Source organism: Phycicoccus sp. Root101, assembly GCF_001426245.1.
Classification (GTDB): Bacteria; Actinomycetota; Actinomycetes; order Actinomycetales; family Dermatophilaceae; genus Pedococcus.
Genome location: NZ_LMCM01000001.1, coordinates 71045 through 84634, shown reverse-complemented (window position 1 = coordinate 84634; position 13590 = coordinate 71045). Strand labels below are relative to the sequence as shown.

Sequence of the window (13590 nt, the reverse complement as noted above, 5' to 3'; positions counted from 1 at the left end):
TTCGGCGCATGGCCGACCGCACCGAATCCAGCATCGACATCGCCGCCACCCCCGGCGAGGTCCTGGACGTCATCGCCGACTTCGAGAGCTACCCGGAGTGGGCCACCGAGGTGAAGAAGGTCAGCGTCCTCACCGAGGAGGGCGACGGCTGGGCCGACCAGGTGCAGTTCACCCTGGACGCCGGCGCGATCAAGGACACCTACGTCCTCGACTACGAGTGGGACGTGACCAAGGACGGCACCGGGGTCGTGTCCTGGTCGCTGGTCGAGGCCAACGTCCTCAAGGCCATGAACGGCTCGTACACCCTTGCAGCACAAGGGAAGACGGGTACCACGGTGACGTACCGCCTCGCCGTCGACGTGAAGATCCCGATGCTCGGGATGCTCAAGCGCAAGGCCGAGAAGGTCATCATCGACACCGCGCTCAAGGAGCTCAAGAAGCGCGTCGAGGGCTGACCCGGCGCCAGCCGGGGCACACCCATGCGCGTCATCCTCTTCACCGGCAAGGGCGGGGTGGGCAAGACCACGACCGCCGCGGCGACGGCCGTCCGCGCGGCCCGCGGCGGCGTCAAGACCCTCGTCATGTCGACCGACGCCGCGCACTCCCTCGGTGACGCGCTCGGGGTCCCGCTCGGGGCGGCCGAAGCCGGCCAGCCGGTCGAGGTGGAGCCCGGGCTGTCGGCCCTGCAGATCAGTCCACCCCACCTGCTGGGCGAGTCGTGGCGGGTCGTGCAGGACTACCTCCTGTCGGTCCTCGGCACCCTCGGCATCGACACCGTCGTCGCGGAGGAGCTGACCCGCCTGCCCGGCGCCGAGGAGGTCGCGGCGCTGCTCGAGATGCGGGCCCAGGTCGACTCCGGCCCCTGGGACCTCGTCGTCGTCGACTGCGCGCCCACGGCCGAGACGTTGCGACTGCTCGCCCTCCCCGAGGCGCTCGCGTGGCACCTCGACCGCCTGCTGCCCGCGCAGCGGGGCCTGATCCGGACCCTGCGCCCCGCGGCGGCAGCGGCAGCCGGGGTCCCGCTGCCTGCCCCCGAGGTCATCGAGGCGGTCACCGGGTGGCAGCGCCAGATGCGCCAGGTCCACCGGATCCTCACCGGCGAAGAGACGTCCGTGCGCCTGGTGCTGACCCCCGAGCGCGTCGTCATCGCCGAGTCGCGCCGGACGTGGACGTCCTTGTCGTTGTACGGGTTCGTCGTCGACGCCGTCGTGGTCAACCGCGTGTTCCCGGACGCGGGGGTGCCGGAACCGACCTCGACCGACACCGTCCCCGACCCGTGGCGCAGTGGCTGGAACACCGCCCAGCAGGCCGGCCTGGTCGAGGTCCGCGAGTCGTTCGCAGGCCTCCCCGTCGTCGTCGCGCCCTACCTGGCTGCCGAGCCCATCGGTGTCGAGGCGCTCGCCGCACTCGGCCGGTCCCACGGCGACGGCACGGACGACGCCCGGGACCTGCTCGCGCCCGTCACCCACCGCGGCATGACCGTCGAGCGCACCGACGAGGGCTTCACCCTGACCCTGCCGCTGCCCCTCGCGCACGCCCGCGACCTCGGCCTCCAGCGGCGCGGCGACGAGCTGCTCGTCGCCGTGGGCGAGCACCGCCGGGTCCTCACCCTCCCCGCGGCTCTGCAACGATGCGTGGTCGACGGAGCCTCCGTGCGTGACGGGCTGCTGCGGATCCGCTTCGTCCCCGACGAGGAGGTGTGGCCCCGTGGCTGACCGGACCGAGCACGAGGACGGCCGTCCCCCGGTGGGTTCGGTCGCGGACGAGGCCGCTCGGCTGCTCGACGCCCTGGGGGGCTGGGTGAGCACGAGCGGGTATGCCGCCGGACCACCGCGTGCCGCCGGGCCGCCCCGCGCCTCCGCGCCGACCGGGGCGGGTGGCCCTGACGACGCCTCCGACGGGGCGCCGGGACCGGTGCCGCCGGAGGATGCGCCGTCGCACCCGGTCGGCCACTGCGACCAGTGCGGTGCCGCCAACGGAACAGGTCAGGCGGTCACCTGCCAGTGGTGCCCGGTGTGCCAGGGCATCGGCCTGCTGCGTTCGGTGCGGCCGGAGACGGTCGAGCGCCTCGCGGACCTCGCGGGAGCGCTGGCCAGCGCCCTGCGTGACGTCGCCGGCCACACCCGCGGCGCGGGCGGGGCGACCGACGGCGCGCCGCCACCGCACGACCCCCGGAACCGCAGCGCGCGGGTGCAGGACATCACCATCGAGGACGAGGACCAAGGGAGCGCGACGCGATGAGCGTGACGATCGGCGTGGACATCGGCGGCACGAAGATCGCGGCCGGTGTCGTCTCCGCGACCGGCGAGATCCTCGCGAGGGCCCGCCGGGACACCCCCGCGCAGGACCCCGACCAGATCGCGCACGACGTGGCCGACCTCGTCACCGAGCTCGCCGGGCCGCGCGGTGACGTCGTCGCCGTGGGGGTGGCGTGCGCCGGGTTCGTCGACCGCACCGGCTCGACGGTCCTCTTCGCCCCGAACCTGGCTTGGCGCGACGAGCCGCTCAAGCGTCGGCTCGAGGCGCTCGTGGAGTTCCCCGTCATCATCGAGAACGACGCCAACGCGGCCGCGTGGGGCGAGTTCCGGTGCGGCGCCGCCCACGAGGCCGACGACATGGTGCTGGTCACCGTCGGCACCGGGATCGGTGGCGGCGTGGTCGTCGACTCGCGGCTGCTGCGCGGTGCGTACGGCGTGGGCGGCGAGCTCGGCCACATGCGGGTCGTGCCCGACGGGATCAGGTGCGGCTGCGGCAACCGCGGCTGCTGGGAGGTCTATGCCTCGGGCAACGCCCTGGTCCGCGAGGCCCGCGAGCTGGTGGCGTCCGGGACGCCGCACGGTGCCGCCCTCTCCGAGGCCTGCGGCGGCGACCCGGCGGCCCTGCGCGGCCACGACGTCACCACCGTCGCGCAGGCCGGGGACGCGGCGGCCGTCGAGCTGCTCGCCGACCTCGGACGCTGGCTGGGGGAGGGCGCCGCCTCGGTCTCCGCGATCCTCGACCCGGAGCTCATCGTCATCGGTGGGGGCGTCGTCGCCGCGGGCGACCTGCTCATGGAGCCGGCGCGGGCGGCATACGGGAGGCAGCTGACGGGCCGCGGGCACCGACCGGTGGCAGAGTTCGTCCCGGCCGCGCTCGGCAACGACGCGGGTCTCATCGGCGCCGCGGCGCTCGCGGCGGAGGGGATCGGTTCATGAGCGAACGGCTCGCGGTCGGCATCGACATCGGTGGCACCAAGGTCGCCGGCGGCCTCGTGGCCGAGGACGGCACGATCGTCGCCCGTGCCCGGCGCGACACCCCGCACCGCTCCAAGAGCCCCGGGGTCGTCGAGAACACCATCGTCGAGGTCGTCACCGAGCTGCTCGACCTGGCGCAGGACGAGGTCGTCGCGGTCGGCATCGGTGCTGCGGGCTTCGTCGCGGCCGACCGGGCGACCGTCGTCTTCGCCCCCCACCTGTCCTGGCGCGGGGAGCCGCTCGAGGCGAACCTCCAGCGCCGGGTCCCCGTGCCGATCTCCGTCGACAACGACGCCAACGCGGCGGCCTGGGCGGAGTGGCGGTTCGGTGCGGCGCAGGGCGAGACCCACCTGATGATGATCACGCTCGGCACCGGGATCGGCGGCGCGCTGCTGTTCGACGGACAGGTCGTGCGCGGCAAGTACGGCATCGCCGGGGAGTTCGGCCACATGCAGGTCGTGCCGGGCGGCCAGCGCTGCGAGTGCGGCAACCGCGGCTGCTGGGAGCAGTACGCCTCCGGCAACGCCCTCGTCCGGGAGGCGCGTTCGCTGATGACCGCGAACAGCCCGGTGGCCTCCGACCTGCTGGCCCGGGTCGAGGGTGACCCGCTGGCCCTCACCGGCCCGCTCATCACCGAGGCCGCCCAGGAGGGCGACCCGACGGCGACCGAGCTGCTCGGGGAGATCGGCACCTGGCTCGGTGTCGGCATCGCCAACCTGGCCGCGGCCTTCGACCCCGGGACGTTCGTCATCGGTGGTGGCGTCAGCGCAGCGGGCGACCTCCTGCTCGACCCGGCGCGCACGACGTTCCGTCGCCACCTCACCGGTCGCGGCTACCGGCCAGAGGCGCGCATCGTCGCCGCCCAGCTCGGCAACGACGCGGGCCTGATCGGGGCGGCCGACCTGGCCCGTCGCGACGCATGACCACGATGCGGGTGGCGTCCTACAACCTCAAGGACCTCACCCTCGACCGGCACGCGGCCGCCCGCGTCATCCGGGCGATCGACCCCGACGTGCTGTGCCTGCAGGAGGTGCCGCGTCGCCTGTTCGGGTCGTGGCAGGTGTCGTCCTTCGCGGCCGAGTGCGGCCTGTACTGGTCGGGGCGTCACCGCGGCAGCGGCGGCACCACCATCCTCACCTCCCTGCGCGTCGACGTCCGGGAGTCGCGGCACCACCGGTTGCGGGTGGCCGCGCTGCAACGCACCCGTGGGTATGCCGTGGCGCGCGTCGCGCCCGCGGGTCACGAGCCGCTCGTGGTCGCGTCGGTCCACCTCAGCCTCGACGCGGCCGAGCGCGAGCGGCACGCCGGGCTGATCCTCGAGGGGGTGTCCGGCGGTAGCCCGGTCCTGCTCGCCGGAGACCTCAACGAGGGAGAGACCGGTCGCGCGTGGCAGCTCTTCGCCGCGCCGCTGCGCCTCGTCTCGCCGACGGCGCCCACCTACCCGGCCAAGGCTCCCCGCACGCTGCTCGACGTGGTGTTCGCCTCCCGCGACGTGACGGTCCTTCCGCACCGTGCGGTGCCGCTGGACGAGGCCGACCTCGTCGCGGCCAGCGACCACCGACCGACCTGGGTCGACCTCGAGCTGGACCCGTACCCGAGCCAGGTGCCCGACCCGGCCTGAGGCAGGGCGAGGCAAGGAAGGGAGGCGTGGCGAGCGCCTCGGTCAGACGCGGGCCCCGTTGTCGGGGTCGTGCTCGTCGCGGTCGTGCGGCTGGCGCAGGACGAGCAGGACGAAACCACCCACGGTCAGCACGACGGCTGCGAGGGTCCACCAGCCACTGACCTGGGGACGGAACAGCACCAGCCAGAGCACGAGGAGCGGTCCGACGACCAGCCCGACGACGATGCCCCAGAAGTGCAGGTCCTCCTGCGGAGGCAGGGGGGCGGTGGGGCCGGGCTCGAAGTGCTCCTCGTCGTCGAGGTCGACGAGCTCGGCCGGTGGGGTGTCCTGCTCGGGCTCCGGGGTGACGGGAGGCGGCTCGACCTCGGCGCCGCGCCACACGACGAACGGACGGGTCGGCGGCGGGTTGACGTGGGTGTCGGGCTCGAGCGGCGGGTTGACGCCGCTGTGGTGCGGCTTGTCCGGCAGCGACTCGACGTCGTCCCAGTGCGCGACGATGTCCGCGAACTGTGCGTCGACGTCCTTGTCGCCCATGACGGTCCTGCTTCCTGCTGGGGAGGGCTGCGCGATCAGCTGAGCCGCTCGATGAACTGCACCGACTCCTCAAAGATACGTGGCGCGTCGTGGTCGAGGGTAGCCACGTGGAAGCTGTCGTGCAGGACGTGCTCGGTGACGTCGGTGCTCGACGTGCGCGAGAGGAACAGCTCGGAGCTCGAGGCGGGCACGACGTGGTCGTCGGCGCTGTGCCAGAGCACCACCGGCTGGGTCACCTCGGGCAGGTCGCGGACCACCGTCGCCCACAGCTGGGTCTGGGAGTAGAGCGCCTTGAGCGGGATGCGGTCGTAGCAGATCTCGTCCTCGCCCGGCTTCTTGATGTCGTTGCCGATCCCCGGCAGCGACGGCAGGACGGCCTGCAGGACCGGTAGGGCCTTGAGGCGGACGTCCTCCACCTTGTACGCGGGGTTGACGAGCATCAGGCCCTTCACCCGTGGGCCGTGCTCCTGGGCGAGCCGGGTGGCGAGGGCACCTCCCATGGAGAGGCCGCCCACGAACACCTGGTCGCACTGCTCGTGGAGCTCGCGGAAGGCACGGTCCACCGCGGCATACCAGTCCTGCCACCTGGTGCGGTTCATCTCCTGCCACGTCGTGCCGTGGCCGGGCAGCCGGGGGACGCGCACGGTGTGGCCGGCGTCGGCGAGGAACTGGCCCCAGGGGCGCATGCTCGCGGGGCTCCCCGTGAACCCGTGGGCGAGGACGACGCCGGTGCGGCCGAGGTCGCCCGTCCCGTCGTGGGAGTAGGGCTCTGCACCGGGTCGGACGGACAAGGGGGGCGCTCCTAGGGCGGGCCACGGATGGACGTTGGCGCGCATCCTCGCACGCACCACGACGGGCGTACAGAGTGCCGTAGAGTTCACCGCGTCACATGGAGGTGAACGGTTGTTCTACTGGGTTCTGAAGACGGTCGTGCTCGGCCCGATCCTCAAGCTGTTGTTCCGCCCGTGGGTCGAGGGCGAGGAGAACATCCCCGAGGAGGGGCCCGTCATCTTCGCGAGCAACCACCTGTCGTTCTCGGACTCCATCTTCCTGCCGCTCGTCGTGCCCCGGCGGATGACGTTCCTGGCGAAGTCGGACTACTTCACCGGACGGGGGATCAAGGGCCGCCTCACGGCGGCCTTCTTCCGCGGTGTGGGGCAGCTGCCCGTCGACCGTTCCGGTGGTCGCGCGGGTGAGGCCGCGCTGCGCTCCGGACTGCGGGTCCTGCGTCGTGGCGAGATGCTCGGCATCTACCCCGAGGGCACCCGCAGCCCCGACGGCCGGCTCTACCGCGGCCGCACCGGTGTGGCCCGGATGGCCCTCGAGGGTGGTGTCGTCGTCCTGCCCGTCGCGATGATCGGCACCGACAAGGCCCAGCCGACCGGCAAGAAGATCCCCAAGCTCATGCGGATCGGCGTGAAGATCGGCAAGCCGCTCGACTTCTCGCGGTACGAGGGCATGGAGGACGACCGCTTCGTCCTGCGCTCCATCACCGACGAGATCATGTACGAGCTCATGCTGCTGTCCGGCCAGGAGTACGTCGACATGTACGCGACGTCCATGAAGGACCGCATCCTGGCCGCCGCCAAGACCAAGGCCCGTGAGCTGCAGGAGGCAGCCCTGCCGGGGTCGGCCGCGAAGGAGCTCGAGGAGGCCCTCGACGCGCACGACGACGAGGCGATCCGTCGGGCCCGCCGCCGCGTGGACGACGCCGCCGCCGACATCGACGAGACCACCGAGCGCGGTGGCGGCCCCGAGGTCGGCGACGAGGACGAACCGCGCGGGCGCCGCCGCCGGCGCGAGGCCAGCTGAGCCGTTGACGTCGGGGGAGGGCGTGGCAGCGGGGGAGCGCGGCGTGCGCGGAGCGGGTCGCCGGGTGCGGCCGGTGGCCGTGCGCGACTCCGAGCCCGCGGTCGTGTCGGCGTTCTGGAAGGGCATCGACGTCTTCCGCCCCATCGCGCTCGCGTATGCCGCGTACTCGCTGTGGGACCGGCCCCAGGACCTCGTGCGTCCCGCCCTGGCCTGGACGGTCCTGGGGATCCTCGCCGTCTGGACGGTGTTCCTCGTCCTCTACCGGCGGCGTCGCCTCTCGCTCGTGGTGGTGGAGCTGCTGCTCGGTGCGGGGGCGATCCTCGCGACCCGGCTGGTGGACTCGGCCGCGTCGATCGAGGCGGGTTCGCGGACCCTGCCGACGTTCTGGCCTGCCGCCGGCGTCGTCTCGGCCGCGGTGCTGTTCGGCCGCAGGGGCGGACTGGCCGCCTCGGTCCTCATCGGCCTCGTCGACCTCGTCGAGGTGGGACGGGCCACGCCCAACACGATCAACAACATCGTCCTGCTGCTGCTCATCGGCACCCTCATCGGCTACGCCGTCGACCTCGCCAGGGAGGGGCACGCGAGGCTGCGTGAGGCCATCGCCCTCGAGGCCCAGGTGCGCGAGCGCGAACGCCTCGCCCGCACGGTCCATGACGGGGTCCTGCAGACCCTGGCCTTCATCAACCGGCGCGGGGCCCAGCTCGGGGGCGAGGCCATGCAGCTCGGCGAGATGGCAGCCGACCAGGAGCGCCTCCTGCGGGCCCTGGTCAGCGGCGCGACGCCCGACGAGTCGGCCAGTGTCGTGCACGGGGACGTCGACCTGCGCCAGCAGCTCGGGCGGTACGCCGAGGGCCGGGTCCACCTCGTCGCCCCGGCCGATCCCGTGCTCGTTCCGCCCCGCGTCGCGGGAGAGCTCGTGGCCGCGGTCGGTGCCGCGCTGGACAACGTGCGCCAGCACGCCGGCGACGACGCCCAGGCGTGGGTCCTGGTCGAGGACGAGGGGGAGACCGTGGCCCTGACGGTGCGCGACAACGGCGCCGGTATGCCGCCGGGTCGCCTCGCAGAGGCCGCCGCGGCAGGACGCCTCGGTGCCTCGTCGAGCATCCGCGGACGGCTGGCCGACCTCGGGGGAGAAGCGGTGTACTCGGGCCGGGAGGGCTCGGGGACGACGGTGACGATGCGGGCACCCAGGACGGGTGCCCCGGGTGGAGGAGTCGCATGAACGACCAGCAGGAGTCCGCAGCGGTCACCGGGACGTCGGACCCGCTCAGGGTGGTCGTCGCCGACGACCACCCGCTGTGGAGGGACGCGGTCGCCCGCGACCTCGCCGAGGCCGGGATGACGGTGCTCGCCACCGCCGACGACGGGCCGTCCGCCGTCAACCGGACCAAGGCGACCCGTCCGGACGTGCTGGTGCTCGACCTCAACCTGCCGGGGCTGCGCGGCCACGAGGTGTGTGCCGCCCTCGGGTCGCTGGAGACCCGCGTGCTGGTCCTGTCGGCGTCGGGGGAGCAGCAGGACGTCCTCGAGGCGGTCAAGGCCGGGGCCACCGGGTACCTCGTGAAGTCGGCGACCCGGGAGCAGATCGTGGCCGCGGTGGAGGCCACCGCCCGCGGGGAGGCGGTCTTCACCCCGGGACTCGCCGGGCTGGTGCTGGGGGAGTTCCGCAAGATGTCGACCCAGCCGCAGGCCGACCCCTCGCGACCGATCCCCGAGCTCACGGAGCGGGAGACCGAGGTGCTCAAGCTCGTCGCCACCGGCATGTCCTACAAGGAGATCGCAGCCGAGCTGTTCATCTCCCACCGCACCGTGCAGAACCACGTGCAGAACACCTTGGGCAAGCTGCAGATGCACAACCGGATCGAGCTCGTCCGGTTCGCCATCGCCCGGGGACTGGACACCCCCGAAGCCTGAGGCGGGCGCCATACGGCGGCCGTCGGTGACCGCGATGCGGGCTGGGGGACGGGGCGGTCCGGCGCGCACCTATCCTTGGCGGGTGAGCACCACGCACCAGGACGCCCTCGCCAGCCTCGCGGCCGGCGCCGACCTCCCCGCTGCCCAGCAGCCGGTCTGGCCCGACGCCGCCCGCCTCTCCAGCGCCGTCGCCGAGCTCGCGTCGTATCCGCCCCTGGTGTTCGCCGGTGAGTGCGACGTCCTGAAGTCGCGGATGGCTGCTGCCGCCCGCGGCGAGGCGTTCGTCCTCCAGGGCGGCGACTGCGCCGAGACGTTCGCCGCCGCGACCGCCGACAACATCCGCGACCGCGTCAAGACGATCCTGCAGATGGCCGCCGTCCTCACCTACGGCGCTTCCGTGCCGGTGGTCAAGGTCGGCCGGATGGCCGGTCAGTACGCCAAGCCGCGCAGCAGCGGTGACGAGACGCGCGAGGGCGTGACCCTGCCGGCCTACCGCGGTGACATGGTCAACGACTTCGAGTTCACCCTCGAGTCGCGCACGCCCGACCCGCAGCGCCTCGTCAAGGCCTACCACGCGAGCTCGGCGACGCTGAACCTCGTGCGCGCCTTCACCATGGGTGGCTTCGCCGACCTGCGCCACGTCCACGACTGGAACAAGGGCTTCGTCTCCAACTCGGCCAACAGCCGCTACGAGCACCTGGCCAAGGACATCGACAAGGCGATGAAGTTCATGTCGGCCTGTGGCGCCGACTTCGACGCCATGCGCACGACCGAGTTCTTCTCCGCCCACGAGGCGCTGCTGCTCGACTACGAGCGTCCGCTGACCCGCGTCGACAGCCGCACCGGCGAGCTCTACGACACCAGCGGCCACTTCATCTGGGTCGGGGAGCGCACCCGCGACCTCGACGGCGCACACATGGACTTCGTCTCCAAGGTGCTCAACCCGATCGGCGTGAAGCTGTCGGCGAAGGCGGAGGTCGACGACGTCCTGCGCCTCATCGACAAGGTCGACCCCGACCGCGAGCCCGGGCGCCTGACGTTCATCACCCGGATGGGCGCCAAGACCGTCCGTGAGGCGCTGCCGACCCTGGTCGAGAAGATCACCGCCTCGGGCGCGCAGGTCACCTGGATCTGCGACCCGATGCACGGCAACACCTTCGAGTCGGCCAGCGGGTACAAGACGCGTGACTTCGAGGACGTCGTCGAGGAGGTGCGCGGGTTCTTCGAGGTGCACCGTGGGCTCGGCACCGTTCCCGGCGGCATCCACGTCGAGCTCACCGGCAACGACGTCACCGAGTGCATCGGTGGCGCCGAGAAGATCCTCGACGCCGACCTCAACAAGCGCTACGAGACGGTCTGCGACCCCCGCCTCAACCACCAGCAGAGCCTGGAGCTGGCGTTCCTCGTCGCCGAGATGCTGGCCAAGGACTGACCGCGCTGATGAGCACCCCTGTCGACGTCGACCTGCTGTCCGACACCCTGACGCGGCCGACGGAGGCGATGCGCCACGCCATGGCCACTGCCGCCGTCGGTGACGACGTGTTCGGCGAGGACCCCACCGTCCGCGAGCTGGAGGAGCGCGTCGCCGGGCTCCTCGGCCACGAGGACGCGCTCTTCACGCCCTCGGGCTCGATGGCCAACCAGCTGGGGCTGCGCCTGCACGTCAACCCGGGCGAGGAGCTCGTGGCCGACTCCCTCGCGCACGTGCTGCGTGCCGAGATGGGCGCCGCCGCCGCACTGTCCGGGCTGTCGTCGCGGTCGTGGGTGGCCACGCGGGGCCTGCTCGACGCGGCGGACCCGCTCGCCCTGATGATCCCGGACGGCGGCACCTACCAGGTCAACACGCGGCTCGTGGTCGTGGAGAACACCCACAACTTCGGCGGGGGCACGGTCCAGCCGCTCGACCAGATCGTGGCGCTGCGCGCGGGCACCCAGCCGCGCGGCGTCGCCATGCACCTCGACGGGGCCCGCCTCTGGAACGCCCACGTGGCCACCGGCGTCGCGCTTTCCGACTACGGCCGGCACTTCGACACCGTCAGCGTCTGCCTGTCCAAGGGCCTCGGCGCCCCCGTGGGTTCGGTGCTCGTGGGGTCGCGCGACCGGATGGCCGCGGCGCGCATCTGGCGCAAGCGGTTCGGTGGCGGCATGCGGCAGGTGGGCATCCTCGCCGCGGCCGGCCTGCACGCCCTCGACCACCACGTCGAACGGCTCGCCGACGACCACGCGCGGGCGCACCGCTTCGCGACCGCGGCGGCTCAGGCGGTCCCGGGGTCGATCGACCCGGCCACGGTGCAGACCAACATCGTCGTGCTCGACGTGTCGGTCGCGGGGTGGACCTCGGCCGCCTTCGTCGAGGAGGCGGGCCGTCGCGGCATACGCCTCTATCCGGTGAGCGCCACCGGGGTCCGGCTCGTCTGGCACCTCGACGTCGACGACGCCGGCACCGCCCGTGCGACCGATGCGCTGGTGCCCCTGCTCGAGCAGGGCCCCTCCGCGGCCTGACCACCGCCGCGACGGACCCTCAGACCCAGCGCCGCACCCGTCGGGCGTAGTCGTCGTACCGGGCGCCGAAACGCGTGCGCAGGAACCGCTCCTCGGGGGCGATGGCGCCCCAGCGCACGAGCAGCACCGCGACGGGGAACAGGACCAGCCCCCAGGTGGTCGACCCCAGCAGGGCCAGCGCGAGGTACAGCGCGAGGAGCCCGACGTACAGGGGGTTGCGGGAGAGCCGGTAGGGACCCTCGACGATCATCGCGTGCGTCTCCTGGCCGGGGAGCAGCCCGGTCCCGTGGCGACCGAACAGCGACAGCGACCAGCCGTTCCACCCCAGGAAGAACACCACGAGGGCCCAGCCGACCGGCACCCGCCACCCGCCGAGGTCGACCGGGTCGCCCCACCGCGCCGTCGCGAGCCACCCCACGAGCAGGGGTGCACCGATGGCGACCGGCGGCCAGAGCCGGAGGGCCACCACGTCCTGTGCGCCGCCCATGACGTCATTGTCGTGCGCGCTGCCACCGCCGACCAGCAGTGCGGTGTCGGCGTCGTGTGGGATGCTCGCGCGGACGATGACCGCCCCAGGGAAGGCACGACCCCGATGCAGATGAAGCTCGAACTGATCCCCGTCCCCGTCTCCGACGTGGAGCGCTCGATCGCCTTCTACACCGAGCGGCTCGGCTTCACCAAGGACGTCGACGTCGAGCCCGCCCCGGGCATGCGCATCGTGCAGGTGACGCCCGACGGTTCGGGCTGCTCGATCGGTTTCGGGACGGGCCTGCCCGTGTACGACGGTGAGCCGGGCAGCATGCGCGGCCTGCACCTGGTGGTGGAGGACCTCGACGCCGCCCGGGCCGAGCTCGTCGGCCGGGGTGTGGAGGTCGGCGAGATCCATGACTTCGGGGGCGGGGTCAGGGGCGCGGACTTCACCGACCCCGACGGCAATGGGTTCGAGCTGCAGGAGATGACCTGGCGCAGGGGCGACACCTTCTAGGAGCGCCTTTCCTCTGGTGCCTGGGGGCACCCCTCCCGCGCAGTCGGGTCAGACCTCGTGGTGCAGCAGCTCGGCCGGGCGGTCCTGCTCGGCGGTGGCGCCGGGGGACCGCCTGCCGAGGATCTCCACGACGTACATGGCGACCAGGACGAGCCCGCCACCGACGAGCATGCGCGCCGTGAGGGACTCGCCCCCGAGCAGCACCGCGAACAACGCCGCGAACACCGGCTCCATCGTCATGACGATCGCCGCCCGCGTCGCCGGCAGGTGGGACTGCGCCCAGGTCTGCGCCCACAGCGCGACGGCACCCGCGACCAGGGCCATGTAGAGCAAGGATGCCCACTGGCCGCCGCCCTGCGGCAGCGTGATCCCGCCGGGGACGGCCCCGACCAGCGCCACGGCCGTGATGACGAACGCCTGCACCGTCGCCAGCCCGGTGGCCGAGCCCGCGGTGGAGAAGCGACCGAGGCCGATGATGTGCAGGGCGTAGAGGACGGCGGCGGCCAGGGTCACCGCCTCACCGAACCCCACCGACATCCCCCGCAAGGACAGGACCCCCAGTCCGATCGTCGCCAGGGCGACGGCCAGCCAGGTGGACAGCGGTATGCGGTCGCGGAGCAGCACCGCGCCGAGGACCGGCGTGAGCACGACGTAGGTGCCCGTGACGAAGCCCGAGACCGACGCGTCGGTGTGCTCCAGCCCGACGGTCTGCAGCAGCTGGGCGAGCCCGTAGAGGACGCCGAGACCGACCCCGATCCCGACCTCGCGTCGGGTGAGCGCCAGCGTCTGGCGACGGAACACCACGGCCATGACGACGGCCGCGATCGCGAACCGCACGGCGAGGAAGTCGGCCGACGGGACGTGCTGCACGAGGTCGCGGATGAGGAAGAACGTCGAGCCCCAGACCGCCGTGACGGAGAGGAGCAGAAGGGTGGCGAGACGGCTCGCAGACAGGTTTCGCACAGGGTGCCCCGGGGGTGGTCGGTCGT

At 72.7% G+C, this 13590-nt stretch carries 16 protein-coding genes; 12 read left to right on the top strand and 4 right to left on the bottom strand.

Translation table 11 applies throughout. The annotated features are described in order from the left end of the window. The first annotated feature begins 8 nt into the window (after positions 1-8). From ASC58_RS00410 to ASC58_RS00385, 6 genes are read left to right on the top strand one after another with little or no spacing between them, the layout of a single operon-like run. Positions 9-455, top strand: a complete 447-nt coding sequence (locus tag ASC58_RS00410; RefSeq protein ID WP_056914878.1) for an SRPBCC family protein — start codon at positions 9-11, stop codon at positions 453-455. 24 nt (positions 456-479) lie between these two features. Continuing rightward, positions 480-1715: an ArsA family ATPase gene (locus tag ASC58_RS00405; RefSeq protein WP_056918050.1), complete on the top strand. Its 1236-nt coding sequence runs from the start codon at positions 480-482 to the stop codon at positions 1713-1715. Next, positions 1708-2241: a hypothetical protein gene (locus ASC58_RS00400; protein ID WP_056918049.1), complete on the top strand. Its 534-nt coding sequence runs from the start codon at positions 1708-1710 to the stop codon at positions 2239-2241. Before ASC58_RS00405 ends, ASC58_RS00400 begins: the two co-directional genes overlap by 8 nt. Continuing rightward, the gene (locus ASC58_RS00395) at positions 2238-3194 is read left to right on the top strand and encodes an ROK family glucokinase (RefSeq protein ID WP_056918048.1); all 957 of its coding nucleotides are present in this window, start codon (positions 2238-2240) and stop codon (positions 3192-3194) included. Before ASC58_RS00400 ends, ASC58_RS00395 begins: the two co-directional genes overlap by 4 nt. Then, on the top strand, positions 3191-4156 hold the full coding sequence (locus ASC58_RS00390) for an ROK family glucokinase (protein ID WP_056914874.1): 966 nt from the start codon (positions 3191-3193) through the stop codon (positions 4154-4156). Before ASC58_RS00395 ends, ASC58_RS00390 begins: the two co-directional genes overlap by 4 nt. Next, positions 4153-4854, top strand: coding sequence for an endonuclease/exonuclease/phosphatase family protein (locus ASC58_RS00385; RefSeq protein WP_056918047.1), 702 nt, complete (start codon positions 4153-4155; stop codon positions 4852-4854). The genes ASC58_RS00390 and ASC58_RS00385 overlap by 4 nt, the downstream gene beginning before the upstream one ends. A gap of 42 nt (positions 4855-4896) precedes the next feature. On the opposite strand, the gene ASC58_RS00380 is transcribed toward ASC58_RS00385, so the two are convergent. Next, positions 4897-5388, bottom strand: coding sequence for a hypothetical protein (locus ASC58_RS00380; RefSeq protein ID WP_056914872.1), 492 nt, complete (start codon positions 5386-5388; stop codon positions 4897-4899). A 35-nt stretch (positions 5389-5423) separates the two neighbouring features. Next, the gene (locus ASC58_RS00375) at positions 5424-6179 is read right to left on the bottom strand and encodes a carboxylesterase (protein ID WP_200947695.1); all 756 of its coding nucleotides are present in this window, start codon (positions 6177-6179) and stop codon (positions 5424-5426) included. A 112-nt stretch (positions 6180-6291) separates the two neighbouring features. Between ASC58_RS00375 and ASC58_RS00370 the strand changes: the two genes are divergently transcribed. The 5 genes from ASC58_RS00370 to ASC58_RS00350 all read left to right on the top strand — a co-directional run bounded on the left by ASC58_RS00370 (position 6292) and on the right by ASC58_RS00350 (position 11616). After that, the gene (locus tag ASC58_RS00370) at positions 6292-7200 is read left to right on the top strand and encodes a 1-acyl-sn-glycerol-3-phosphate acyltransferase (protein ID WP_082552801.1); all 909 of its coding nucleotides are present in this window, start codon (positions 6292-6294) and stop codon (positions 7198-7200) included. Positions 7201-7222: 22 nt separating this feature from the next. Beyond that, positions 7223-8422: a MacS family sensor histidine kinase gene (gene macS, locus ASC58_RS00365; RefSeq protein WP_157598313.1), complete on the top strand. Its 1200-nt coding sequence runs from the start codon at positions 7223-7225 to the stop codon at positions 8420-8422. Beyond that, positions 8419-9114 carry a response regulator transcription factor gene (locus ASC58_RS00360; protein WP_056914869.1) on the top strand — a complete coding sequence of 232 codons (696 nt, stop codon included), beginning with the start codon at positions 8419-8421 and terminating at the stop codon, positions 9112-9114. Before macS ends, ASC58_RS00360 begins: the two co-directional genes overlap by 4 nt. A gap of 82 nt (positions 9115-9196) precedes the next feature. After that, positions 9197-10546, top strand: coding sequence for a class II 3-deoxy-7-phosphoheptulonate synthase (locus ASC58_RS00355; protein WP_056918044.1), 1350 nt, complete (start codon positions 9197-9199; stop codon positions 10544-10546). A gap of 8 nt (positions 10547-10554) precedes the next feature. Next, positions 10555-11616, top strand: coding sequence for a low specificity L-threonine aldolase (locus tag ASC58_RS00350; RefSeq protein ID WP_056918043.1), 1062 nt, complete (start codon positions 10555-10557; stop codon positions 11614-11616). Positions 11617-11635: 19 nt separating this feature from the next. Here the strand turns inward: ASC58_RS00350 and ASC58_RS00345 are convergent, their stop codons facing one another. Then, the gene (locus ASC58_RS00345; RefSeq protein WP_056918042.1) at positions 11636-12103 is read right to left on the bottom strand and encodes an isoprenylcysteine carboxylmethyltransferase family protein; all 468 of its coding nucleotides are present in this window, start codon (positions 12101-12103) and stop codon (positions 11636-11638) included. A gap of 12 nt (positions 12104-12115) precedes the next feature. Between ASC58_RS00345 and ASC58_RS00340 the strand changes: the two genes are divergently transcribed. Then, positions 12116-12601: a VOC family protein gene (locus tag ASC58_RS00340; protein ID WP_369796174.1), complete on the top strand. Its 486-nt coding sequence runs from the start codon at positions 12116-12118 to the stop codon at positions 12599-12601. A gap of 48 nt (positions 12602-12649) precedes the next feature. Here ASC58_RS00340 and ASC58_RS00335 read toward each other — a convergent pair whose 3' ends face one another. Further along, a complete protein-coding gene (locus ASC58_RS00335) occupies positions 12650-13564 on the bottom strand; it encodes a DMT family transporter (protein ID WP_056914865.1) in 915 nt (304 codons plus the stop codon). Between the last annotated feature and the right edge of the window lie 26 nt (positions 13565-13590).